Annotated in this window: 23 protein-coding genes and 1 riboswitch; of the genes, 12 read left to right on the top strand and 11 right to left on the bottom strand. The window is 71.2% G+C overall.

Annotation, left to right across the window (positions count from 1 at the left end; translation table 11 throughout):
• Positions 1-16: 16 nt before the first annotated feature.
• Positions 17-706, top strand: a complete 690-nt coding sequence (locus ABII15_RS27855; RefSeq protein WP_353944996.1) for a glycerophosphodiester phosphodiesterase — start codon at positions 17-19, stop codon at positions 704-706.
• On the opposite strand, the gene ABII15_RS27850 is transcribed toward ABII15_RS27855, so the two are convergent.
• Positions 689-1,333: an NAD(P)-binding domain-containing protein gene (locus tag ABII15_RS27850; protein ID WP_353944995.1), complete on the bottom strand. Its 645-nt coding sequence runs from the start codon at positions 1,331-1,333 to the stop codon at positions 689-691. The two genes, ABII15_RS27855 and ABII15_RS27850, sit on opposite strands and share 18 nt — an antisense overlap.
• A gap of 40 nt (positions 1,334-1,373) precedes the next feature.
• Here ABII15_RS27850 and ABII15_RS27845 point away from each other — a divergent pair, with 40 nt between their 5' ends.
• Positions 1,374-1,736 (top strand): helix-turn-helix domain-containing protein, encoded by a 363-nt coding sequence (locus ABII15_RS27845; protein WP_353944994.1) that lies wholly within the window; start codon positions 1,374-1,376, stop codon positions 1,734-1,736.
• On the opposite strand, the gene ABII15_RS27840 is transcribed toward ABII15_RS27845, so the two are convergent.
• Complete coding sequence (locus tag ABII15_RS27840; protein ID WP_353944993.1) at positions 1,737-1,952, bottom strand: hypothetical protein; 216 nt, start codon at positions 1,950-1,952, stop codon at positions 1,737-1,739. It abuts the gene before it with no gap.
• Positions 1,953-2,270: 318 nt separating this feature from the next.
• Here ABII15_RS27840 and ABII15_RS27835 point away from each other — a divergent pair, with 318 nt between their 5' ends.
• The 3 genes from ABII15_RS27835 (at position 2,271) to ABII15_RS27825 (ending at position 5,750) form a co-directional block, all read left to right on the top strand.
• Positions 2,271-3,389 carry a serine hydrolase domain-containing protein gene (locus tag ABII15_RS27835; RefSeq protein ID WP_353944992.1) on the top strand — a complete coding sequence of 373 codons (1,119 nt, stop codon included), beginning with the start codon at positions 2,271-2,273 and terminating at the stop codon, positions 3,387-3,389.
• A 228-nt stretch (positions 3,390-3,617) separates the two neighbouring features.
• Complete coding sequence (locus ABII15_RS27830) at positions 3,618-4,922, top strand: phosphatase PAP2 family protein (protein ID WP_353947229.1); 1,305 nt, start codon at positions 3,618-3,620, stop codon at positions 4,920-4,922.
• A 36-nt stretch (positions 4,923-4,958) separates the two neighbouring features.
• Positions 4,959-5,750: a class I SAM-dependent methyltransferase gene (locus ABII15_RS27825; protein ID WP_353944991.1), complete on the top strand. Its 792-nt coding sequence runs from the start codon at positions 4,959-4,961 to the stop codon at positions 5,748-5,750.
• A gap of 45 nt (positions 5,751-5,795) precedes the next feature.
• Here ABII15_RS27825 and ABII15_RS27820 read toward each other — a convergent pair whose 3' ends face one another.
• The 3 genes from ABII15_RS27820 to ABII15_RS27810 form a co-directional block, all read right to left on the bottom strand.
• The gene (locus tag ABII15_RS27820) at positions 5,796-6,998 is read right to left on the bottom strand and encodes a spermidine/putrescine ABC transporter substrate-binding protein (RefSeq protein WP_353944990.1); all 1,203 of its coding nucleotides are present in this window, start codon (positions 6,996-6,998) and stop codon (positions 5,796-5,798) included.
• A gap of 169 nt (positions 6,999-7,167) precedes the next feature.
• A complete protein-coding gene (locus ABII15_RS27815; protein WP_353944989.1) occupies positions 7,168-7,665 on the bottom strand; it encodes a DUF1990 domain-containing protein in 498 nt (165 codons plus the stop codon).
• Positions 7,662-9,104 carry a gamma-aminobutyraldehyde dehydrogenase gene (locus ABII15_RS27810; RefSeq protein ID WP_353944988.1) on the bottom strand — a complete coding sequence of 481 codons (1,443 nt, stop codon included), beginning with the start codon at positions 9,102-9,104 and terminating at the stop codon, positions 7,662-7,664. The genes ABII15_RS27815 and ABII15_RS27810 overlap by 4 nt, the downstream gene beginning before the upstream one ends.
• A 165-nt stretch (positions 9,105-9,269) precedes the next feature.
• On the opposite strand from ABII15_RS27810, the gene ABII15_RS27805 reads away from it, so the two are divergent.
• The 7 genes from ABII15_RS27805 (at position 9,270) to ABII15_RS27775 (ending at position 15,733) form a co-directional block, all read left to right on the top strand.
• Positions 9,270-9,788: an Lrp/AsnC family transcriptional regulator gene (locus ABII15_RS27805; protein ID WP_353944987.1), complete on the top strand. Its 519-nt coding sequence runs from the start codon at positions 9,270-9,272 to the stop codon at positions 9,786-9,788.
• Positions 9,773-11,155, top strand: a complete 1,383-nt coding sequence (locus ABII15_RS27800; RefSeq protein ID WP_353944986.1) for an aspartate aminotransferase family protein — start codon at positions 9,773-9,775, stop codon at positions 11,153-11,155. Before ABII15_RS27805 ends, ABII15_RS27800 begins: the two co-directional genes overlap by 16 nt.
• 171 nt (positions 11,156-11,326) lie before the next feature.
• On the top strand, positions 11,327-12,097 hold the full coding sequence (locus ABII15_RS27795) for an ATP-binding cassette domain-containing protein (protein ID WP_353944985.1): 771 nt from the start codon (positions 11,327-11,329) through the stop codon (positions 12,095-12,097).
• Positions 12,079-13,245 (top strand): hypothetical protein, encoded by a 1,167-nt coding sequence (locus ABII15_RS27790; protein WP_353944984.1) that lies wholly within the window; start codon positions 12,079-12,081, stop codon positions 13,243-13,245. The genes ABII15_RS27795 and ABII15_RS27790 overlap by 19 nt, the downstream gene beginning before the upstream one ends.
• A 70-nt stretch (positions 13,246-13,315) precedes the next feature.
• On the top strand, positions 13,316-13,723 hold the full coding sequence (locus tag ABII15_RS27785; RefSeq protein WP_353944983.1) for a VOC family protein: 408 nt from the start codon (positions 13,316-13,318) through the stop codon (positions 13,721-13,723).
• A 38-nt stretch (positions 13,724-13,761) separates the two neighbouring features.
• Positions 13,762-14,913: an LOG family protein gene (locus tag ABII15_RS27780; RefSeq protein WP_353944982.1), complete on the top strand. Its 1,152-nt coding sequence runs from the start codon at positions 13,762-13,764 to the stop codon at positions 14,911-14,913.
• Between the two features lie 139 nt (positions 14,914-15,052).
• Positions 15,053-15,733 carry an LAETG motif-containing sortase-dependent surface protein gene (locus tag ABII15_RS27775; RefSeq protein WP_353944981.1) on the top strand — a complete coding sequence of 227 codons (681 nt, stop codon included), beginning with the start codon at positions 15,053-15,055 and terminating at the stop codon, positions 15,731-15,733.
• Positions 15,734-15,805: 72 nt separating this feature from the next.
• Here ABII15_RS27775 and ABII15_RS27770 read toward each other — a convergent pair whose 3' ends face one another.
• The 6 genes from ABII15_RS27770 to ABII15_RS27745 all read right to left on the bottom strand — a co-directional run bounded on the left by ABII15_RS27770 (position 15,806) and on the right by ABII15_RS27745 (position 22,642).
• Positions 15,806-16,864 (bottom strand): ABC transporter ATP-binding protein, encoded by a 1,059-nt coding sequence (locus ABII15_RS27770; RefSeq protein WP_353944980.1) that lies wholly within the window; start codon positions 16,862-16,864, stop codon positions 15,806-15,808.
• On the bottom strand, positions 16,864-18,549 hold the full coding sequence (locus tag ABII15_RS27765; RefSeq protein WP_353944979.1) for an iron ABC transporter permease: 1,686 nt from the start codon (positions 18,547-18,549) through the stop codon (positions 16,864-16,866). The genes ABII15_RS27770 and ABII15_RS27765 overlap by 1 nt, the downstream gene beginning before the upstream one ends.
• Positions 18,525-19,604: a thiamine ABC transporter substrate-binding protein gene (locus ABII15_RS27760; RefSeq protein ID WP_353944978.1), complete on the bottom strand. Its 1,080-nt coding sequence runs from the start codon at positions 19,602-19,604 to the stop codon at positions 18,525-18,527. The genes ABII15_RS27765 and ABII15_RS27760 overlap by 25 nt, the downstream gene beginning before the upstream one ends.
• An 81-nt stretch (positions 19,605-19,685) precedes the next feature.
• A riboswitch (TPP riboswitch) is annotated at positions 19,686-19,804 on the bottom strand.
• Between the two features lie 43 nt (positions 19,805-19,847).
• Positions 19,848-20,954, bottom strand: coding sequence for a 23S rRNA (adenine(2503)-C(2))-methyltransferase RlmN (gene rlmN / locus ABII15_RS27755; RefSeq protein ID WP_353944977.1), 1,107 nt, complete (start codon positions 20,952-20,954; stop codon positions 19,848-19,850).
• A 153-nt stretch (positions 20,955-21,107) separates the two neighbouring features.
• A complete protein-coding gene (locus tag ABII15_RS27750; RefSeq protein ID WP_353944976.1) occupies positions 21,108-21,323 on the bottom strand; it encodes a DUF6243 family protein in 216 nt (71 codons plus the stop codon).
• A 122-nt stretch (positions 21,324-21,445) separates the two neighbouring features.
• Entirely contained in the window at positions 21,446-22,642 is a 1,197-nt protein-coding gene (locus ABII15_RS27745) for a phosphatidate cytidylyltransferase (protein WP_353944975.1), read from the bottom strand.

Genomic DNA, 22,642 nt, shown 5'->3' with positions numbered 1-22,642 from the left:
ACGCCAGAATGGGCCCATGCGCACCGTGACTGCCGTGGCCCACCGAGGCGACCCCTACCGCGTCCGCGAGAACACCCTCCCGTCCCTGCGCTCCGCGCTGGAGCGCGGCGCGGACGCGGTGGAGATCGACGTACGCCTGACCCGCGACGGCGTTCCCGTCCTCCTCCACGACGCGTCGCTGAAGCGGCTCTGGGACCACGACCGCCCGCTGTCCGCGCTCTCCGCCACGGAGGTGCGCGAGGTGACGGCGGGCGGCGTGCCCACGCTGACCGAGGCGCTGGCCGCCACGGCCGGCACCGGCGCCCGGCTGATGGTCGATCTCCCGGGCATCACGGCGAAGGCGGTGCGCACGGTCGTCGGCACCATCCGCGAGGCCGGCGCCGCGGACCGGGTCTACTACTGCGCGGGCGCCGAGACGATGCTCAAGGTCCGCGCCGCCGACCCGGCCGCCGAGATCGCCCTGACCTGGACGACCCTGGCCCCGCCCCGCCCGGCCCTGCTCGCCGCGGTCGGCCCGCGCTGGCTCAACTACCGCTTCTCCCTGATCGACCGGGACCTGGCGGCCCGCATCCACCGCGACGGCCGGCTGATCTCGGTCTGGACCCCGGACACGACGAGGTCGATGCGCAGGCTCCTGGACATCGGCGTCGACTCGATCACGACGAACCGCATCGACGTCCTGACCGGGCTACGCGGCGCCGCCTGACGCGGCCAGAGGCGGCAGCATCGCCTGTGCGTCGGCCCCCTCCCCCACCCACAGCCGGATGACGAGCGCGGCCGTCGCCTCCAGCAGTCCCGCCCGGTCGAGGCCGCCCGCGGACAGCGGCACGCACCCGGCGTCCCGCACCAACTCCCGTACGAGGTCAAGGGCCCGGTCGTCGTCGGCGCAGAGCGGGACCGCGAGCGGGCGGCCGTCGAAGACCGGCGGGGTCAGGCGCCAGACGTCCTCGTGGCAGAGGTTGAACGCCTTGACGACCCGGGCGCCGGGGGCCGCGGCGGCGATCCGCCGCGCGGCGGCCGGGCCGCCCTCGGTGAGCAGCCGGAAGCCCTCGCCGACGGGATTGCAGCAGTCGAGCAGCACCTTCCCGGCGAGGGGTTCGCGGAGAGCGGCGACCACCCGCTCGCCCACCCCGTACGGCAGCGCGACGAGCACCACGTCCCCGGCCCCCGCGGCCCGCGCCAGACTGCCGTGGCCCGCCGCCCCGATCCGCGCGGCGAGCCGTGCCGCCTTCTCCTCGTCCCGTCCGCCGACGGTGACCTCGTGGCCCGCCCGCACCCAGTGCGCCGCCAGGGCGTGCGCCATGTTTCCCGTTCCCAGGGTCGAAATCCGCATGTCCGGGACGGTAGGCGGCGCGTCGGGCACCATTCGGTGCGTGACCTCCGACCAGGGATTCCTCGCCGACTGCCGGGCCCGGCTCGCCTTCGACCTGCTCGCGAACACCTGGAACGCGGTGGTCCTGTGGGCGCTGCGCCACGGCCCCTGCCGCCCCGGCGAGTTGCGGGAGCGGATCGGCGGCATCAGCGCGAAGGTCCTGACCGAGACCCTGCGCCGCCTGGAGTTCAACGGACTCGTGACGCGCCACGCGTACGAGGAGACGCCGCCCCGGGTCGAGTACCGGCTGACCGACCTGGGCCGGACGCTGCTCGCCCCGATCGACGCCTTCGGCGCCTGGGCCTTCGAACACGGCGACAAGGTGCTGGCCGCGCAGGAGGAACGAGAGCCCGGGCCCTCCTAGTCAGACGTCCTCGACTCCCAGCATCTGTACGGCCTTTCGGGCCTGGTAGAAGTCCTCGTCGGACACCTGCGGGTCGTCCTCGGTGTCGTGGAGCCAGTCCGCCAGGTCCGCCACGGACCACGTCTCGAAGTCCTCCGGCACGTCGAGGGAGGTCGTCCTGCGCAGGCGCGTGGCGACAGCGGCGTCCCGGACGCTGCGCGTGCTCACCTCGGTCATCTTCCGCACCGCCTTCCGGTGTCATCGGGGTCGGACGGGTGACGTTGCCAGACGAGATCCGTACTGTCCAAATACGCAGGCCCGGCGCGGCCCGATCCGGCGGGCGGGACCGGCGGACAGACCCTAGGGGAACCCTGGGTGCAGGGCCGGGGTCCGCGTCATCCGTGGACAGGATGTTCCGCGGGGTGCGCCACGCGAAGGTGATCACGTCGACCGGCACCGGAGCCGGCCGGCCCGTACAGCCCGGTCGGCCCGTACAGCCCCTGTGCGGACGGCACCGTACGGACATCGTGCGAACAAGCCACCCAGGAGACCCCGTTGAAGCGTCGCGCTTTTCTCGGACTGTCCGCCGCCCTCGCCGCCGCCCCGGCCCTCGCGGGCCCGGCGGCGGCCGCCTCCCCGCGTGCCCGGCTCGACGCGGAGGCGCTGCGGCAGGCCGTCTCCGGGCTGCCGGACGACGACGCCACCGCCGCACTCGTCCGGGTCGGCGGCACCGCCGGGACCTGGCACGGCTCGGGCGGCGTGCACGATCTCGCCTCCGGGCGGGCCGCCGATCCGTACGCCCGCTTCCGCGCCGGTTCGACGACGAAGGTGGTCACCGCCGCCACCGTGCTGCGGCTCGCCGCCGCGCGCCGGGTCGACCTGGACGCCCCGGTACAGCGGTACCTGCCCCGCCTCTTCCGCGGCACGGATTTCCACCGGCCCGTCTCCGTACGGCAGTTGCTGAACCACACCAGCGGTATACAGTCCGCCGACGGCTGGGGCGACGAGTTCGCCGACCAGTACCCGCACCGCTTCGACGTGGTCGCGCCCGCCGAGGTGGCCGTGTCGGCGCTCGCCAAGGGCCCGGCGTTCAGGCCGGGTACCCGGCAGGACTACCTGAACATCAACTACACCCTCCTCGGCCTGCTGGTCGAACAGCTCACCGGGCAGTCGTACGCGGACGTGGCCACGCGGCTCGTGCTGCGCCCGGCCGGGATGCGGGACACGTACTTCCCGGGCGCCGACCGCACGATCCACGGGCCGCACAACCGCGGCTACCAACTGGTGGACGGCGCGTTCGTGGACGTGACGGAGTGGGTGCAGGCCGACCGGTTCGCGGCGGGCGACATGATCTCCACCACCGCCGATCTGGAACGGCTGCTCGTCGCCCTCTTCCGGGGGCGGATCGTGCCCGCACGACAGCTGGCGGAGATGTTCACCGTGCCGGCCCGGATCCGCGGCGCGACGCTGACCGCGGGCCTGGAGCGGATGGAGCTCGGCGGCCGGGTCTACTGGGGCAAGACCGGCGCCCGGTACGGCTACAACGCGGCGCTCATCGCCTCCGACAACCTGTCCCGCACCCTCGTCTATGCGGTCAACGCCACCGACGCGAAGGGTGAGAGGACGAACGCCGTCGCCGCGCGCATCGTCATGGCCGCCGCGCGGACCGTGTGACCTGCCGCACACCCCGCTGAGCTGCCCGGCCGGGTTCCGAACTGCCCCTGTCAGGCGGAACTCTGTGGAGCTAGCATGTTCCAGCTGTCACGACCACCTGGGTCACCTGTTCTTCACCAGAAACTCATGCCCGCAGCCCGCACCCGATGAGCCGGACCATTGACGACCTCACCCTCTCGCATATCCCCGTCCGACCACCCCGGGCCGCTCTGGCGGCGCCCGCGCTTCATCCTGTGGACCGCGGCCGGGGTGGCGACCGCCGGGTTCCTCATCGCGCTGGAGTTCGCGGCACGCCGCTACGGGCAGCCGGGTCCGCTGACCGTCGAGGCGCAGGAGCTGATCTTCGCCCCGCACTCCGGACCGCTGCTGTACGCCGGTCTGGCGCTGACGATGGTGGTCCTCAGCTGGCGTGAGCGGATGATCGCGGCGGCCACCGCGGTCGCCGTCGACGTGGTGTTCCTGCTCGTGCGCCTGGCCGTCGGCGCCGACCTGAACTTCGGCAACGGCGCGCTGTGGGTGGTCCTCGGCCTGGCGGTCGTCGCGGTCACGCGCCGCACCGGCACGGACCGGGCCCTGCTGCTCAAGGGCTGCGGCCTCGGCATGCTCCTGGTGTTCGGCCACAAGACGGGCGACACCTGGCTGCTCATCACCGCGAAGGAGCACCCGCAGGTCCTCGACCCGTACGTGGCCCTCGCCGACCACGCGCTCGGCAACCCGTCGTGGGTCGCGGGCCGGATCCTGGAGGCGATCGGCCCGGTCGGCAGCCATGTCCTGAACATCGTCTACGGCCAACTTCCGCTCGCCGCCGCACTCGTCGGCCTCTACCAGCTGCGCAACGTGGCGACGGAGCGGCGCTTCCCGGCCCACCACCTGGTGCGGACGTTCCTGGTCATCGGCCTCATCGGCCCCGCGATCTACATGATCTTCCCGGTCGTCGGCCCGGTCTACGCGTACGGCGCCGAGGGCGGGGCCTGGGCCGTCTCCCACGTGTGGCCCGACGTGCTGCCGGCGATCGGCACCCCGCATCCGGTGCTCTTCGACGAGATCACCCCGCGCAACTGCATGCCCAGCCTGCACACGGCCTGGGCCACCTCGCTGTTCATCCACACCCGCAAGGGCTCGCGCTGGATGCGGTACGCGGGCGCGTTCTGGCTGGTGGCGACGCTCAGCGCGACCCTCGCCTTCGGCTACCACTACGGCGTGGACCTCGTCGCCGGCGTGGTGTTCGCGCTGACGATCGAGGCGGCGATGCGCGCCTTCGCCCGCGGCTGGGACCTGTCGGCGATCCGCATGGTCTCGTACGGCACGGTCGTCTTCGCCGCGCTGCTGACTGCGTACCGCTACCTGCCGCGCGAACTGGCCTCCCACCCCTGGCTGTTCGGCCCGCTGCTGCTGCTCGCCATGGCCTCGGTGATCGTGTACTTCATCCGCACCACCCGGTCCTGGGACCCGAAACCGACACTGCCACGCCAGCGCGAACCCCGGACACCGGAGCCACAACCGAAACCGGAACCGGAACCGGAACCGGCCTGAGGGCTCGCTCACTTTGGCTGTAGCAGGGAGTCGAACGTGCAGGACAGTGTTGTCGACCCGGTGGCCCACAATCGGGCCGCCTGGGACAAGTACGTCCAGGAGGGCAACGAGTGGTCGAGGCCGGTGAGTTCTGAGGAGGTCGAGCGCGCCCGGGAGGGCGACTGGTCGATCGTTCTCATCGGGCACGAGCCGGTCGACCGCTCCTGGCTGCCGGCGGATCTGACCGGCAAGGACGTGTTGTGTCTGGCCTCCGGCGGTGGCCAGCAGGGTCCGATCCTCGCCGCCGCGGGGGCGCGGGTCACCGTGTTCGACAACTCACCCCGCCAGCTCGGCCAGGACCAGATGGTGGCAGCGCGCGACGGACTCGGACTGCGCACCGTCCTGGGCGACATGCGCGACCTCGGCGCCTTCGGCGACGCGGCGTTCGACGTCGTCTTCCACCCGGTCTCCAACCTGTTCGTACCGGACCTGGCAGCGGTGTGGCGCGAGTGCTTCCGCGTCCTGCGACCGGGCGGGACCCTGCTCGCGGGCTTCCTCAATCCCGATGTGTACTTGTTCGACCACGAGGCGCTCGACGACCGCGGCGAGCTGATCGTCGTGCACAAGCTGCCCTACAGCGATGTCACGCAGTACTCCGCCGAGGAACGCGCCGCGAAGTTCGGCGCGGACGCCGCTCTCGAGTACAGCCACACCCTCACCGACCAGATCGGCGGGCAACTCGCCGCGGGGTTCGCCGTCACGGGCTTCACGGAAGCGCCGCACCAGTCCAACGCTTCCGCGGCCTACATGTCGAACTACTTCGCGACGCGGGCGGTCAAGCCGGGCTGACCCAGCCGCCGTGGCCGGCAGCCGCCACAGGCGGCGACAGCAGCCCTACAACCCCGCGATCGCGTTCCACCGCTTCGCGAACTCCGTACGTTCCTTCGACGTGATGTCCCGGGCGATCGCGAGCCGCGAGCGCATCTTGTCGTCCGGGAAGATCAGCGGGTCCTCGGCCAGGGCCGCCGTCTCCTTGTCCTTGGCGTCGGCGAGGATGTCGCGGGCGGCCGGGACCGGGCACACGTAGTTGACCCACGCGGCCAGCTCGGCGGCGACCTCGGGCTGGTAGTAGTAGTCGATGAGCTGCTCGGCGTTGGCCTTGTGGTCGGCGAGGTTGGGGATCATCAGGGACTCGGCCCAGAGCTCGGCGCCCTCCTCGGGCACGACGAACTCGATGTCCGGGTCGTCGGCCTGGAGCTGGATGATGTCGCCGCTGTAGGCCTGGCAGGCGAGGACGTCGCCGCTGGAGAGGTCCTTGATGTAGTCGTTGCCGGTGAAGCGGCGGATGTGCTTGGACTTCACCAGCTTCTCGACCTGGTCGCAGATCTTGTCGAAGTCGGCGGCGGTCCACTTGGTGATGTCGACGCCGTTGCCCTGCATGAGCAGCGCGAAGGACTCGTCGAGGCCGGACAGCAGGGTGACCCGGCCCTTCAGATCGTCGGCCCACAGGTCGGAGACGTGCTTGATCTCGCGCCCGAGGCGGCGCTTGTTGTACGCGATGCCGGTGATGCCGGACTGCCACGGCACGGTGTACTTGCGGCCCGGGTCGAAGGCAGGGGAACGCAGCAGCGGGTCCAGGTACTTGGTGACGTGGGGCTGGCGGGCGCGGTCCATCTCCTGGACCCAGCCGAGCCGGACGAAGCGTGCGCACATCCAGTCGGAGATGACGATGAGGTCCCGGCCGGTCCGCTGGTGGTTCATCAGCGACGGACTGATCTTGCCGAAGAACTCGTCGTTGTCGTTGATCTCCTCGGTGTACTTGACCTGGATGCCGCTCTGCTTCTCGAACGCGTCCAGGGTCGGCCGCTTCGAGGTGTCGTCGTCGTCCACGTCGATGTACAGCGGCCAGTTCGCCCAGGTGAGCCGCTTGTCGTCGGCGGACTGATCGTGGGCACCGCGGTCCCCCGGCGCCACATAGGCGGCCGGCACCCCGCACCCGGTGGCGAGGGCACCGACCGCCGCGGCCGTGGCACCGCCGCCGAGGGCGCGCAGCAGGGATCGACGGGTGACTCGGGGGCTGATCACGTTTGCTCGCACGACCGAAGGATGCCGCCCCGCCACCCCGCCGAACAATGGACGCTGCGTCGAGCCACCCGTTCCACGCCCGACACCCTGTCGATGAGCGGCGCGCAGCGCACGCTCCAGGGGCGCGGGGAACTGCGCGACCGGCCACACACGACGCGCACTCAGCCCGCCGCACAAACCTCTACGGCGAATCCGCGCACGCCCCCACAACCGCCCGCAGATACCGCCGGGTCACCCACAACTGCACCGCCCGGGCCACCGGCCCACCTACCCGCACGACCCACCGCCCGGGCCGCGAGAACGCCCGTACCCGGAACCACACGCCCCCCTCGGCGTCCCGCTCGACGAGAAACGCCTCCCCCCCGCACTCCGGATGCCCGCGCAGCGTCCCGTACGCGAACCCGACCCGCTCCGCGGAGCGCACCACGCGCACCACGCGGCAGGGAATCCGGAGGAACGGCGCCGAGACGATCACGTCGACGCCCTCCCGGGCGGGCCCGCCCGGTGTCACGGTGAACCCGGCGCCCCGGTGCGCGGCCCACGACAGAACCGCCGCGCCCGCCCGCTCGAAGCAGTCACTGCCCGAGCCGAGACGGACGCGGCGGTCCATGTGGTGGTACCCCGACGGCAGTTCACCGTCCGTCAGGGTCGCACCGACCTCCTCGTAGGTGAGGTTCACGCGTCCAGCGACGTCATGACGTGCTTGATGCGGGTGTAGTCCTCGAAGCCGTAGCCGGAGAGGTCCTTGCCGTAACCGGACTTCTTGAAGCCGCCGTGCGGCATCTCGGCGACCAGCGGGATGTGGGTGTTGATCCACACGCAGCCGAAGTCGAGGACCTTGGACATGCGCATGGCGCGGCCGTGGTCCTTGGTCCACACCGAGGACGCCAGCGCGTAGTCCACGCCGTTCGCGTACGAGACGGCCTGCTCCTCGTCCGTGAAGGACTGGACGGTGATGACCGGGCCGAAGACCTCGTTCTGGATGATCTCGTCGTCCTGCTTGAGGCCCGAGACGACGGTCGCGGCGTAGAAGTAGCCCTTGTCACCGACCCGGTGGCCACCGGCCTCGACCTTGGCGTGGGCGGGCAGCCGCTCGATGAAGCCCGAGACCTGCTTCAGCTGGTTCGGGTTGTTCAGCGGGCCGTAGAGCACGTCCTCGTCGTCCGGCTGACCCGTCTTGGTCTCGGCGGCGATCTTGGCGAGCGCGGTGACGAACTCGTCGTGGACCGACTCGTGGACGAGGACGCGGGTGGCGGCGGTGCAGTCCTGCCCCGCGTTGAAGTACCCGGCCTCGGCGATGCCCTCGGCGGCCTTGGCGATGTCGGCGTCCTCGAAGACGACGACCGGGGCCTTGCCGCCCAGCTCCAGGTGGACCCGCTTGAGGTCCTTGGAGGCGGACTCGGCGACGGCCATGCCGGCGCGCACGGAGCCCGTGATGGAGGCCATGGCCGGGGTCGGGTGCTCGACCATGAGGCGGCCCGTGTCGCGGTCGCCGCACACGACGTTGAAGACGCCCTTGGGGACGATGGAGCCGATGATCTCGGCGAACAGGACGGTCGAGGCCGGGGTGGTGTCCGACGGCTTCAGCACGACCGTGTTGCCCGCGGCGAGGGCCGGGGCGAACTTCCACACGGCCATCATCATCGGGTAGTTCCAGGGCGCGACCTGGGCGCAGACGCCGATCGGCTCGCGGCGGATGATGGAGGTCAGACCCTCCATGTACTCGCCCGCGGAGCGGCCCTCCAGCATGCGCGCGGCGCCCGCGAAGAAGCGGATCTGGTCGACCATAGGCGGGATCTCTTCGGAGCGGGTGAGCCCGATCGGCTTGCCCGTGTTCTCCACCTCGGCGGCGATGAGGTCCTCGGCCCGCTCCTCGAACGCGTCGGCGATCTTGAGGAGGTAGCGCTGGCGCTCGCCCGGGGTCAGGTCGCGCCAGGCCGGGAAGGCGGCCTCGGCGGCGGCCATGGCGGCGTCGATGTCGGCCTGCCCGGACAGCGGCGCGGTCGCGTACGCCTCGCCGGTCGCCGGGTTGACCACCTCGGTGGTCCGTCCGTCGGCGGCGTCCCGGAACTCACCGTCGATGTAGTTCCGCAGACGACGCAGCTCACTGGTGCTCACTGCCGGCCCTCCTGAGTAGCTTGTCCAAGGCTTGAGACACCCACCCTAATCCGTTCACCGACGTTTTCGACACCCCCCGCCACCCCGGACCTACGAAATCCGTGAGTATCGATGACGTAAACAACGAATTTCATCGATCCGGGGTTGCGAAAACGACGAGCTCTCATGCACAGTGAAGTCGTGGCCAGTCGCAGCGCAGACCCCAAGGGATCCAGTTCGAAGAACGGCAGCGGCGCTCCGTCGCTGGACACCGTCTCCCTCGCCATCATCGAGCAGCTCCAGGAGGACGGCAGGCGTCCGTACGCCGCCATCGGCAAGGCCGTGGGCCTGTCCGAGGCAGCCGTCCGCCAGCGCGTCCAGAAGCTGCTCGACCAGGGCGTGATGCAGATCGTCGCCGTCACCGACCCGCTCACCGTGGGATTCCGGCGCCAGGCGATGGTCGGCATCAACGTCGAGGGCGACCTGGATCCCGTGGCGGATGCGCTGACGGCCATGCCGGAATGCGAGTACGTCGTGATGACCGCGGGCTCGTTCGACCTGATGGTGGAGGTCGTCTGCGAGGACGACGACCACCTTCTGGACGTCATCAACAAACGCATCCGGGCCCTGCCCGGAGTGCGCTCCACCGAGAGCTTCGTCTACCTCAAGCTCAAGAAGCAGACCTATATGTGGGGAACCCGATAGCCGTGAGCACCAAGGACCTCAGCCAGAGCGCGTACGACCACCTGTGGATGCACTTCACCCGCATGTCGTCGTACGAGAACGCGCCCGTTCCCACCATCGTGCGTGGCGAGGGCACCTACATCTACGACGACAAGGGCAAGAAGTACCTCGACGGCCTCGCGGGCCTGTTCGTGGTCCAGGCCGGCCACGGCCGCCGGGAGCTCGCCGAGGTCGCCGCCAAGCAGGCCGCCGAGCTGGCCTTCTTCCCGATCTGGTCGTACGCCCACCCCAAGGCCGTGGAGCTGGCCGAGCGCCTGGCCCACCACGCTCCGGGCGACCTCAACAAGGTCTTCTTCACCACCGGTGGCGGCGAGGCCGTCGAGACCGCGTGGAAGCTGGCGAAGCAGTACCACAAGCTCAACGGCAACCACACGAAGTACAAGGTCATCTCGCGCGCGGTCGCCTACCACGGCACCCCGCAGGGCGCCCTGTCCATCACCGGTCTGCCGGCCCTCAAGGCCCCCTTCGAGCCGCTCGTCCCGGGCGCGCACAAGGTGCCGAACACGAACATCTACCGCGCCCCGATCCACGGCGACGACCCGGAGGCCTTCGGCCGCTGGGCCGCCGACCAGATCGAGCAGGAGATCCTGTTCGAGGGCCCGGAGACGGTCGCGGCCGTCTTCCTGGAGCCGGTGCAGAACGCCGGCGGCTGCTTCCCGCCGCCGCCCGGCTACTTCCAGCGCGTGCGCGAGATCTGCGACCAGTACGACGTGCTGCTCGTCTCCGACGAGGTCATCTGCGCCTTCGGCCGTCTCGGCACGATGTTCGCCTGTGACAAGTTCGGCTACGTGCCCGACATCATCACCTGCGCCAAGGGCATGACGTCCGGCTACTCCCCGATCGGTGCGGCCATCGTCTCCGACCGGATCGCCGAGCCGTTCTACAAGGGTGACAACACCTTCCTGCACGGCTACACCTTCGGCGGCCACCCGGTCTCCGCGGCCGTGGGCCTCGCCAACCTCGACATCTTCGAGCGCGAGGGCCTGAACCAGCACGTGCTCGACAACGAGGCGAACTTCCTCAACACGCTGCAGAAGCTCAACGACCTGCCGATCGTCGGCGACGTCCGCGGCAACGGCTTCTTCTACGGCATCGAGCTCGTCAAGGACAAGGCCACCAAGGAGTCCTTCACCGACGAGGAGTCGGAGCGGATCCTCTACGGCTACGTGTCGAAGAAGCTCTTCGAGTACGGCCTGTACTGCCGCGCCGACGACCGTGGCGACCCGGTCATCCAGCTCTCGCCGCCGCTGATCTCGGACCAGTCCACGTTCGACGAGATCGAGGGGATCATCCGCCAGGTCCTCACGGAGGCCTGGACGAAGATCTGATCCTGCTTCGGGCAACGGCCCGGCTGCCCCATCCGAGTGAGATGGGCGCGGCCGGGCCGCGTCTTTTTCCCCGGCGGCCCTATGAGATACCTAGCGTGCTCGTGACCGATCGGCCTCGCCTTCGTTCCCTCGTACGGGGGAAGGCAACTGATCTGAACCGAGGTGTACGCCATGGTGGCCCCGCCGGACAACGATGTGCTCTGGGCCCGCGCCCTGCACTTCTCCCACAGCGGCTCGCCCGCGCTCACCGGGGTCTCCCTCGGTGTCCGCGAAGGCGAGATCCTCGCCGTCACCGGCCCGCGCGGTGCCGGCAAGACGACGCTCCTGCAGTGCCTGTCGGGCCAGCTGCTGCCCGACCGGGGCGGGGAGGTGTGGTTCAACAGCGCCCCCGTGCACACCATGGGTGCCCTCGTACGGGAGCGTCTGCGGCGCGACCGGTTCGGCTGGATCGACCCGGAGCCCGTCCTGGTCCCCGAGCTGAACGTGTGGGAGAACACCGCCCTCCCGCTGATGCTGCGCGGCACCGGGCGCCGGCCCGCCAAGACCGCCGCCCACGAGTGGCTGGACCGGCTCGACGTCGGCCAGCTCGCCCGCAAGCGCCCGCACACCCTCACCATGGCCGAGCGGCAGCGCGTCGCCATCGCCCGCGCCCTGGTGCACGCGCCCGACGTGGTCTTCGCCGACGAGCCGACGGCGACCCTGCACCGCGCCGACCGCGCGCACGTCCTGCGCACGCTGACGGCGGCGGCCCGCTCGCACGCCATCACCGTCGTCCTGGCCACGCACGACAGCGAGGTCAGCGCGCTCGCCGACCGCACGGTGTCGCTGCTCGACGGACGCCGGGTCACCACCGTGCACCTGCCGGCCGGGCCCGCGGACCCGAACGATCCGAAGGACCCGAAAGAGACGGAGGGCCGGGCCGCGTGCTCAGTCTCCGTCTAGCCCGCGGCGCCCATCCCCTGGTCCAGCTGCGCAGACTGCTGGTCGCCGCCGCCTCGGGCGGCACCGGCTTCCTGCTGCTGTGCACGCTCGGCTACGCGATGGGCCACCCCGACGCCTCCGGCGGCTCCCTGCTGCGCCTGGCCTGGTGCGCGATCCCGCTGGCCGCCACCGTGTACTTCGCGGTCGCCGTGGCCCGCTCCGACCCCGGCACGAAACCGCGCACGGGCCTGTCGGCGGTCGGCCTCGGCCCGGCCCGGCTCACCCTGCTCTCGGCGATCTCCACCGCGATCGCCTGCACGCTGGGCTCGATGCTGGCGCTGCTGTTCTTCCTGCACCTGCGGGGCGATCTGTCGGGGCTGCCGTTCGACGGCGCCGCCCGCGACCTGCTCGCCGCGAGCAAGCCGCTGCCGCTGGCCGCCGCGCTCACCCTGCTCACCTTCGTGCCGGTCGCGGCGTCGGCGGCCTCGGCCGTCGTACTGCGCCCGCAGGCCACGAAGCCGGGCGGCACGGACGCCGAGGACGAACTGCGCGAACCGTCCCCCGCGCCCACCGGACTGCCCTGGGGCATCGCGCTGCTCGCCGCCGGACTCGCCGTGGAGACCTACGCCTCGCACGCCCGGGGCGACCGCGGCTTCCCCATGCCGGGCGGCCTCGGCGGCTCCTCCTCCGGGGTGCTCGCCGGCTGGGCGCTGACCGCGCTCGGGCTCGCCCTCGCCGGGCCGGCCCTCACCTACCACTGCGGGCGCGCCCTCCAGGCCGTGCGGCCGGGCGCGGTGCGGCTGCTCGCCGGGCGCGTGCTCCAGGAGGAGGCGCGGCGCATCGGGGCGCCGCTCGGCGTCGTGTGCGCCGTCGCCTCCGGCACGTACGCGGCGGTCGCCCTGTACGCGAGCGCGGGCCCCGAGCTGGGCCCGCTGTCCACGCTCGGCTCGGTGCTGGTCGTCGGCTGCGCCGTGGCCACGCTGCTCACGGCCGCCGTCGAGGCCCGCCAGGCCCGCAGGGACACGACGGCGGCGCTGCTGCGCCTCGGCGCCCCCGCGACGATGCTGCGCGGCGCCGCGGCCCTGCGGGCGGGCGCGCTGTTCGCCCTCTTCACGCCCCTGACCTGGGCCGTGGCGGAACTTTCGGCGATTCCGCTGATCGCGCGATGAGTTTCGCCCCGGGCGCCCGTCTAACTCAGCACAGGGCACCAACCAACTCACCGAAGGCGACGGACACCCCATGTACCAGCAGATGATCTTCGTGAATCTGGCCGTGAGCGACCTGGACGCCGCCAAGAAGTTCTTCACGGAGCTGGGCTTCACCATCAACCAGCAGTTCACCGACGACACCGCGTCCGCCGTGGTCGTCAGCGACACCATCGTCCTGATGGTGATGACCAAGGAGAAGTACGCGGGCTTCACCCACAAGTCCATCATCGACTCGACCACCAGCAGCGAGGTGCTGCTGTGTCTGAGCGCCGAGAGCCGCGAGAAGGTCGACGAGCTGGTCGAGAAGGCGATCGCCGCGGGCGGCACCGAGACCGGCGAGAAGCAGGACCACGGGTTCATGTACGGCCGCTCCTTCGACGACATCGACGGCCACACCTTCGAGATCACGTGGATGGACCCGTCGGTCGTCGAGGGCTGACCAACTGCCGCGCGCCGGACGGTGCTTAAGGTGGGCGGGTGTCGACACCCACTGATCCCGCCCTGCCCAGCACCACGACCGACCACGAGATCGAGACGCTCGCCGAGTTCGACCGGGTGACCGCGGACGGCGGCAGCCTCACCGGACACCGCGTCCAGGCCGTCGACCTGACGGCCCGTACGTCCACCCTGCTGGACGCCGACGTCCAGGGCGCCATATTCCTCGGCTGCCCGATGGAGCCGGAGGCCGCCGCGCGCGTCAGAGCGCGCGGCGCCCTCGTCTTCCCGCCCGTCCCCGGCCTGCCCTTCGACCCGTACCGCGGCCATGTCTACGCGCCCGGTGAACTCTTCGCGGGGCTGGCCTCGGAGGAGGGGTACGAGGCGACTCCCGACGCCCGCGCCTACGACTGGTTCCAGCGCACCAAGGCCGACGGCGACGTCTTCGCCTCGATGCTGCGCGCCGTGCACGACGACTCGGTCTCCGACGCGCTCGACGAACTCCTCACCGGGGCGCGGGTGGTGGGCGTCATGGGCGGGCACGCGATGGCGCGCGGCACGGAGGCGTACGAGGGCGCGGCCCGCCTGGGCCGGACACTCGCCCGCGCCGGACTCACCGTGGCCACCGGCGGCGGCCCGGGCGCGATGGAGGCGGCGAACCTGGGCGCGTACGCGGCCCCGTTCGACGACCCGATGCTCACCGAAGCGCTCCAACTCGTAGCGAAATGCCCGTCGTTCACGCCCTCGGTCACCGAATGGGCCAGGGCCGCCTTCGAGGTGCGCGACCGCTGGCCGGACGGCGGTTCCTCGGTCGGCATCCCCACCTGGTTCTACGGCCACGAGCCGCCCAACCCGTTCGCCTCGCACCTCGCCAAGTACTTCGCGAACGCCACCCGCGAGGACGGGCTGCTCGCCCGCTCCAACGCGGGCGTGATCTTCCTGCCCGGCGCGGCCGGCACCGTCCAGGAGATCTTCGACAACGCCACCCCGAACTACTACGAGTCGCGGGGCGAGCCCACGCCGATGGTCCTGGTCGGCCGCGCGCACTGGACGGAGGAGCTGCCGGCGTGGCCGTTGCTCCAGGCGCTCGCGCGGGGCCGCTCGATGGAGTCACGGATCGCGCTCGTCGACACGGTCGAGGAGGCCGGCGAGGCGTTGAAACGGATCGCCGGGTCAAGCGCGGGTCAAGACTGACTGCTGTGCCCAGTTTGTGCATTGACGTTGCGTCACGTGCACTTGTAAACGTGAGGTGACCGTGGGGGTTCCGTGGCGATAGCCGCGTGCGGTCCCACAGCACCCCCGTCATCTCGACAAGATCCCGTGAAGGACAACAGTGTCCGTACCCCCCTCCCTTTCCTCCCGTATATCCGGCCGTGCCGGACGTATCGCCGGTGTCGCGTGCGCCGCGACCGTGCTGGCCGTCGGTGCCGCGGGCACCGCGTCCGCGTGCAACATCTCCGAGTTCACCGCTGCGGCGAGCTGCACCGGCGACAAGGGCGTCATCACCGTCACCGACAAGGACAGCTCGGGCACCCCGGCGACCGTCACCGTCTACCTCCAGTCGAACGGCTCGGAGAAGGAGATCGGTTCGCAGGTCGTCAAGGGCACCGGCGAGGGCGCCACCATCACGTTCGAAGAGAACTGGGCGCCGAACGCGACGTACCGCATCCACGTCAAGACGGACAAGTACAACGTCGACGAGGACATCAAGGGCGGCGTCACCACGCCCGCCACGGCGTGCGCCACCGAGAAGCCGACCCCGCCGGCCTCGACTCCGCCGGCGTCCTCCCCGGCTCCGTCGAAGCCGGCCGAGTCGGCGAAGCCGAGCGCTTCGACCTCCACCTCGGCGGCCCCGGCCCCCGCCAACTCGGCCTCCCCGGCGGGTGACTCGAACCTGGCGGAGACCGGAGCGAGCTCCAACACCGGCCTGTTCGCGGGCATCGCGGCGGCGCTGGTCGTCGCGGGCGGCGGCGTGGTGTTCGCGCTGCGCAAGCGCGGCGGCGCGAAGGCCTGATCCGCCTCGGCGGCCGTACGGGGCACCAGCAGGACCGGTGCCCGGTACGGCCGCTTTCGCGTGTCCGGGCCGCTACACGTCCGGGCCGGCCAGCGCCACGATCTCCTGGGCGTCGAAGGCGACGCCCACCTCGTCGCCCACCTCGGGCGCGTCCCGCAGCGCGCACGCCGCCTCGAGGCGGGGCGCGTCCGCAGGTTGCAGGTGCAGCGCGACGTGCGTACCCCGGAAGGTGCGGGCGGCCACCGTGCACGTCACCTGTGCCTCGTCGGCGGGCACCAGCCGCACGCCGGCCGGCCGGACGAGGAGGTGTCCGGCGCCCTGCGCCGTGCCGGCGGGCACCGGCACCTTGCCCCAGGGCGTGTCGGCGACCTCCCCGGAGACGGTCGCCGCGACGACGTTGTCGAAGCCGAGGAAGCGCGCCACGAACTCGTCGGCGGGCCGCTGCCACACCTCCAGAGGCGTCCCGGACTGGGCGATCCGCCCGTCCCGCATCACCACGACCCGGTCGGCCAGCGCGAACGCCTCCCCCTGGTCGTGGGTGACGGCGAGCACGGTGGTCCCCAGCTCGCCGAACAGCTCACGGAGTTCGACGACGAGCCGCTCCCGCAACGACCGGTCGAGCTGCCCGAGCGGTTCGTCCAGCATCAGCAGCCGGGGCCGCGGCGCGAGCGCCCTGGCCAGGGCGACGCGCTGCTGCTCACCGCCGGAGAGCGCGGCGACGGCCCGCCGCTCGGCGCCGGGCAGCCCGACGAGGGCGAGCAATTCCCGTACACGGTCGCCCTGTTCGCTCTTCGGCGCGCCGTGCATGCGCAGGCCGAAGGCGACATTGCCGCCGACGTCGCGCTGCGGGAACAGCTGGTGGTCCTGGAACATCAGGCCCACGCCCCGCTTGTGCGCGGGCACTCCGCGCTGGTCGCGCCCGCCGAGCAGCACCTGCCCGGCGTCGAGGTCCTGGAGCCCCGCGACGGCCCGCAGCAGCGTCGACTTGCCGCTGCCGCTCGGCCCGAGCACGCACACGATCTCGTGCTCGGCGACCTCGAGCCCGACCGCGTCGAGGACGGCGCGCCCGCCGAACCGTACGGTGGCGTCGGCCAGTTGCAGCAGCGGCGGCGATTGCGGCGAGGGCGCCATCAGAACTCCCCGGTCGTGGCCTTGGCAGGCCGGATGCGTTCGAGCAGCAGCAGGCAGACGGCGCAGACGAGCATCAGGATCGTCGAGAGGGCCATCGCCTGGCCGTAGTTGAGGTCCCCGGCCCGCCCGAGGAGGCGGGCCACGGCGACGGGCAGGGTCGGGTTGTCGGGCCGCGCGATGAACACGGTCGCGCCGAACTCGCCGAGCGAGACGGCGAAGGCGAAGCCCGCGGCGACGAGCAGCGCCCGCCGCACCATCGGCAGGTCGACCTCGCGCCAGGCCCGCAGCGGCGAGGCGCCGAGCACGGCGGCGGCCTCCCGCAGCCGCCCGTCGACGGCGCGCAGCACCGGCAGCATGGTCCGCACGACGAAGGGCACGCCCACCAGCGCCTGGGCCAGCGGCACCAGGATCCAGGAGGCCCGCAGGTCGAGCGGCGGCTTGTCGAGGGTGATGAGGAACCCGAATCCGACGGTCACCGCGGACACGCCGAGCGGCAGCATCAGCAGCGCGTCGAACCCGCGCACGAGCCGCCCCGCGCGCCGGGTGAGCGCCGCCGCGGCGAGGCCGCCGATCAGCAGCGCGATGGCGGTGGCGGCGAGCGCGTACTCCAGCGAGTTCCCGATGGCATTGATGGGCGGTACGAGGAAGGTCCCGCCGTCGGCCGAGAGCAGCGCCCGGTAGTAGCCGAACCCGAACCCGTCCGCCGTGTCGAGCGAGCGCAGCACCAGTACGCCCAGCGGGAGCAGGACCAGGACGACGACGCTCGCGAGGACCCCGCCCAGCAGGGCCCACTGCCCGGCGCCGCGCGGCCGCCGTGCCGTCTGCGACGCGTCGACGAGCCGCAGGGCGCTCTCCCGTCGCCGCACCGTCCAGGCGTGCACGGCGAGGATCAGTCCGACGGCGGCGAACTGCACGAGGGTGAGCACGGCGGCGGTCGGCAGGTCGAAGATCTGCGCGGTCTGCCGGTAGATCTCGACCTCCAGCGTCGAGAATCCGGGCCCGCCGAGGATCTGCACGACGCCGAACGAGGTGAAGGTGAACAGGAAGACCATCAGCGCGGCGGCCGCGACGGCGGGCCCGAGCGCGGGCAGCGTCACCTTCCGCCAGGCGGCGAGGCGCGAGGCGCCCAGCATCCGCGCGGCCTCCTCCTGGCGGGGGTCGAGCTGTGCCCACAGGCCGCCGACGGTCCGTACGACGACGGCGTAGTTGAAGAAGACGTGCGCGAGCAGGATCGCCCACACCGTGGTGTCGAGCCGTACTCCCCACAGTTCGTCGAGCAGGCCGCCCTGTCCGAGGAGGGCGAGGAAGGCGGTGCCGACGACGACGGTCGGCAGCACGAACGGCACGGTGACGACGGCCCGCAGCACCTGCTTGCCGGGGAAGTCGAGGCGGGCGAAGACGTAGGCGCCGGGCAGCGCGACCAGCAGCGTGAGCGCGGTCGAGGCGAGCGCCTGCCACACGGTGAACCACAGCACGTGCCGGATGTCGGACTGCCCGAGCACCTCGGTGATCCGCCCGAACTGCCAGCCGCCGTCCACGTGCAGCCCGCGCTCGACGATCGCGACGACGGGATAGGCGAAGAAGACCGCGAAGAACACGACGGGCAGGAGCATGAGCCCCAGCCGCGCCGCGTTCCCGTGGAACGCCTTCCGGCCGCCTCCTACTTCAGTACGAGCGAGGTCCACGACTTGACCCAGTCGTCACGGTGGTCGGCGATCGTGCGCGGCGCCATCGTCTCGGGGTTCTCGACCGGGACCGCGTACTTGGTGTACGCGGCGGGCGCGGTGGCGTTCTTCGTCACCGGGTCGACGAACATGTTGAGCGGCATGTCCTCCTGGAACTTCTTGGAGATCAGGAAGTCGACGAGCGCCTGCCCGCCCTTCTCGTTCTTCGCGCCGTCGAGCAGCCCGGAAAACTCGATCTGCCGGAAGCAGGTCCCCTTCGCCACGCCGACCGGCGAGGTCTTCGGCTGCGGGTCGGAGTAGATGGCCTCGACCGGCGGCGACGACGCGTAGCTCACGACGAGCGGCCGCTCGCCGCCCGCCTTCTTGCCGCCGGCGCTGCCGCTGAACTCCTCGTTGTAGGCCTGCTCCCAGCCGTCGACGACCTTCACGCCGTTGGCCTTGAGCTTCTTCCAGTACGCCTGCCAGCCGTCGTCGCCGTACTTGGCGGCCGAGCCGAGCAGGAAGCCGAGGCCGGGCGACGAGGTGGCCGCATTCTCGGTGACGAGGAGGTCCTTGTACGCGGGCTTGGCGAGGTCGGCGAAGGAGGCCGGCGGCGTCAGATGATGATCCTCAAAGTACTTCTTGTCGTAATTGACGCAGATGTCGCCGGTGTCGATCGGCGTGACCCGGTGCTTGCCGGCGTCGAGCTGGTACTGGCTCTTCACCTGGTCCAGGCCCTTGGCCTTGTAGGAGGCGAAGACGCCGTTGTCGAGGGCGCGAGAGAGCAGGGTGTTGTCGACGCCGAAGAAGACGTCGCCCTGCGGGTTGCCCTTGGACAGGATGGCCTTGTTGACGGCCTCTCCGGCATCGCCGTCCTTGAGGACCCTCACCTTGTACCCGGAGGTCTTCTCGAAGTCGGCGAGCACGCTCTTGGAGACGGCCCACGAGTCGTGGCTGACCAGCGTGACGGTCTTGGAGCCGCCGTCCGAGCCCGCGGTGTCCGATGACGACCCGCACGCGGACAGCGTGACCAGGCCGAGGCCCACCGCCACGGCCACGTATGTCTTCTTGCTCACTTGAATGTCCTCCTGGGGGTGTCCAGGAAGAGACGCGGCCCTGCCCCGGGGCCTCGACGGCCTCAGGGCAGGGCGCAACAGCTTGAGTGGTGACCGAACTTCCTACCCAGAATGACCTGGGCAAGGTTCAGAGGGTCTGCGGCCCACCATGTGTCTGGCTACCGCACTCTCAGCGCTGTGGCGCTCCCCTGTCGGAATATGAAGATGTATGTACGAGTGTATGTACGAGGTACGGGTGCCAGGCTACCGCTCGGTCGCCGCGAGCTGACCACACGCCCCGTCGATCTCCTGACCGCGGGTGTCGCGCACGGTCACGGGCACCCCGTGAGCGGCGATCGCCTCGACGAACGCCTTCTCGTCCTCGGGCCGCGACGCCGTCCACTTCGACCCGGGCGTCGGGTTCAGCGGGATCAGGTTGACGTGCACAGGCTTGCCGCGGAGCAGCCGCCCGAGCCGGTCACCGCGCCACGCCTGGTCGTTGATGTCCCGGATGAGCGCGTACTCGATGGAGAGCCGGCGCCCCGACTTGGCCGCGTACTCCCACCCGGCGTCGAGGACCTCGCGCACCTTCCACCGGGTGTTGACCGGTACGAGGGTGTCGCGCAGCTCGTCGTCCGGCGCGTGCAGCGAGATGGCGAGCCGGCACTTGAAGCCCTCGTCGGCGAACCGGTGGATGGCGGGCACGAGCCCCACGGTCGACACGGTGATGCCGCGCTGGCTCAGCCCGAGCCCGTCCGGCTCGGGGTCGGTGAGCGCCCGGATGGCGCCGACAACCCGCTTGTAGTTGGCGAGCGGCTCGCCCATCCCCATGAACACGATGTTGGACAGCCGCGCGGGCCCGCCGGGGATCTCCCCGTCGCGCAGGGCGCGCATCCCGTCGACGATCTGGTGCACGATCTCGCCGGTCGACAGGTTCCGGTCGAGACCGGCCTGCCCGGTGGCGCAGAACGGGCAGTTCATCCCGCACCCGGCCTGCGACGAGATGCACATCGTCACTCGGTCCGGATACCGCATGAGGACCGACTCGACGAGCGTCCCGTCGAACAGCCGCCACAGCGTCTTGCGCGTGGTGTCCTGGTCGGTCGACAGATGCCGCACGACGGTCATCAGCTCGGGCAGCAGCGCCTCGCGCAGCTTCTCGCGCGACGCGGCGGGGATGTCGGTCCACTGCTCGGGGTCGTGCGCGTACCGCGCGAAGTAGTGCGTCGACAGCTGCTTGGCACGGAACGGCTTCTCGCCGATCGCGGCGACAGCCTCCTTCCGCTCCGCAGGAGTCAGATCGGCAAGGTGCCGCGGCGGCTTCTTGGCTCCGCGGGGGGCGACAAAGGTGAGTTCTCCGGGCTTAGGCATGGCTGTACTAGTGTCGCAGATGGATGAGGGTGACCCGGGGTCGTCGCCCTGGGCATCCGGTCCCGGCTTCGGCTCCGGACGGCGGCAGGGCCCGGACCACGCGTGGTGGTCCGGGCCCTGCCCCGTGCGATGCCGCTCTGCGGCAGTGGTGCGTCAGCTCTGTGCGGTGTCGTCGTCCGCCTGCGCGGTGCCCTCGGCCGTGCCCGTCTTCTCGCGCATCTTGCGCAGCAGCTCCGCCTTCTGGTCGGCCGCGCGCTTGCGGTCGAGGTTGCGGTGCGGACCGTTGTTCTGCCGTTCGGCGCGGGACTGCTTCTTGCGCTGGCCGCCGCCCTGGCCCACGGGGTTGTTGATGTTCTTGCTGTCGGTCACGGGTTCTCCCGGCGTGATGTGAAGTGATCTACGGATTCAGCGGTGGGGACGGGCGGCGACGCCGAAGGACACCGAGGGGCGGGCGCCCAGCAGGCGCCCGCCCCTCATTCGGTCGGCTCGGCTCAGGCGGAGCCCACGAACAGCACCAGCAGCAGCCACACCACCGGCGCCGTCGGCAGCAGGGAGTCCAGGCGGTCCATGATGCCGCCGTGGCCCGGGAGCAGGGTTCCCATGTCCTTGATGCCCAGGTCGCGCTTGATCATGGACTCGCCGAGGTCGCCCAGGGTCGCGCTGGCCGCGACGCAGGCGCCGATCACCAGGCCCTGCCACCAGGTCCCGTCGTCGATCAGGAACTGCATGCACAGGACGCCCGCCACCATCGCGAACAGCACCGCGCCGAAGAGCCCCTCGCGGGTCTTTCCGGGGCTGATGCGCGGCGCCAGCTTGTGCTTGCCGAAGCGCCAGCCGATCGCGTACGCGCCGGTGTCGCTGACCACCGTCAGGATCAGGAAGGTCAGGACCCGCCAGGCCCCGTCGTCCGCGGTGAGCATCATCGCCACGAACGTCGCGAGGAACGGGACGTAGAAGGCGGCGAAGACGCCGGCCGTCACGTCCTTCAGATAGCCCTCGGGCGGCTCGGTCATCCGCCACACCAGGACGGCGAGCGCGGTCAGCGCCATGGCCACCCACGCGCCCTCGGGCCCGCGGACGTACCCGGCGACGACCATCGCGGCGCCACCGACGGCCAGCGGCACGAGCGGCGCCTTGATGCCCTTGCGCTCGTCGAGCCGCGAGGTGAGCTCCCACAGGCCCACCACGACGGCGACCGCTATCACGCCGACGAACACCGCCTTGACGATGAACAGCGACGCGATGATCACGGCACCGAGTCCGACGCCGACTCCTATGGCCGCGCCGAGGTCCCGGCCCGCGCTCTTCTTCTGGGGCTGGGGCTGCGGCTCGGGCTGGGGCTGAGGTGCTGCGCCGGTCATGGGCTCCTGCGGGGTCTGCGACGGTGGCGCCGGCCGCTCGGCCTGCGGGGTCGCCTCGTCGCGGAACAGGGGACCGCTCAGCCGAGCAGCCCCCCGGTCGTCCTGGTCGTCACCGCCGCCGGTGGGCACGTCGGGCATATCGGGCACGATGGGCATGGGCCGAGTCTCCTCAACCGCGTGCCGTTCGTACGCGGGACCCGCCGGAGCGCGTCCCTGGTCGTACGAGGGGCCCTGACCGTACGCGGGACCTGCCGGGGCCCGGTCCTGATCAGCGGGCCCCCAGTACCCGGGCCCGGTCTGCGGCGCCCCCCAGGAAGAGTCGTTCAC

Source organism: Streptomyces sp. HUAS MG91 (assembly GCF_040529335.1).
Taxonomy (GTDB): domain Bacteria; phylum Actinomycetota; class Actinomycetes; order Streptomycetales; family Streptomycetaceae; genus Streptomyces; species Streptomyces tabacisoli.
This window is presented reverse-complemented; position numbering and strand designations above follow the sequence as displayed.

Bases quoted from the DNA above. Each gene is read 5' to 3' on its own strand.
- ABII15_RS27785 (WP_353944983.1), top strand. From the start codon at position 13,316: ATGTACCAGCAGATGATCTTCGTGAATCTGGCCGTGAGCGACCTGGAC.
- ABII15_RS27850 (WP_353944995.1), bottom strand. From the start codon at position 1,333: ATGCGGATTTCGACCCTGGGAACGGGAAACATGGCGCACGCCCTGGCG.
- ABII15_RS27855 (WP_353944996.1), top strand. From the start codon at position 17: ATGCGCACCGTGACTGCCGTGGCCCACCGAGGCGACCCCTACCGCGTC.
- ABII15_RS27795 (WP_353944985.1), top strand. From the start codon at position 11,327: ATGGTGGCCCCGCCGGACAACGATGTGCTCTGGGCCCGCGCCCTGCAC.
- ABII15_RS27805 (WP_353944987.1), top strand. From the start codon at position 9,270: ATGCACAGTGAAGTCGTGGCCAGTCGCAGCGCAGACCCCAAGGGATCC.
- ABII15_RS27770 (WP_353944980.1), bottom strand. From the start codon at position 16,864: ATGGCGCCCTCGCCGCAATCGCCGCCGCTGCTGCAACTGGCCGACGCC.
- ABII15_RS27840 (WP_353944993.1), bottom strand. From the start codon at position 1,952: ATGACCGAGGTGAGCACGCGCAGCGTCCGGGACGCCGCTGTCGCCACG.
- rlmN (WP_353944977.1), bottom strand. From the start codon at position 20,954: ATGCCTAAGCCCGGAGAACTCACCTTTGTCGCCCCCCGCGGAGCCAAG.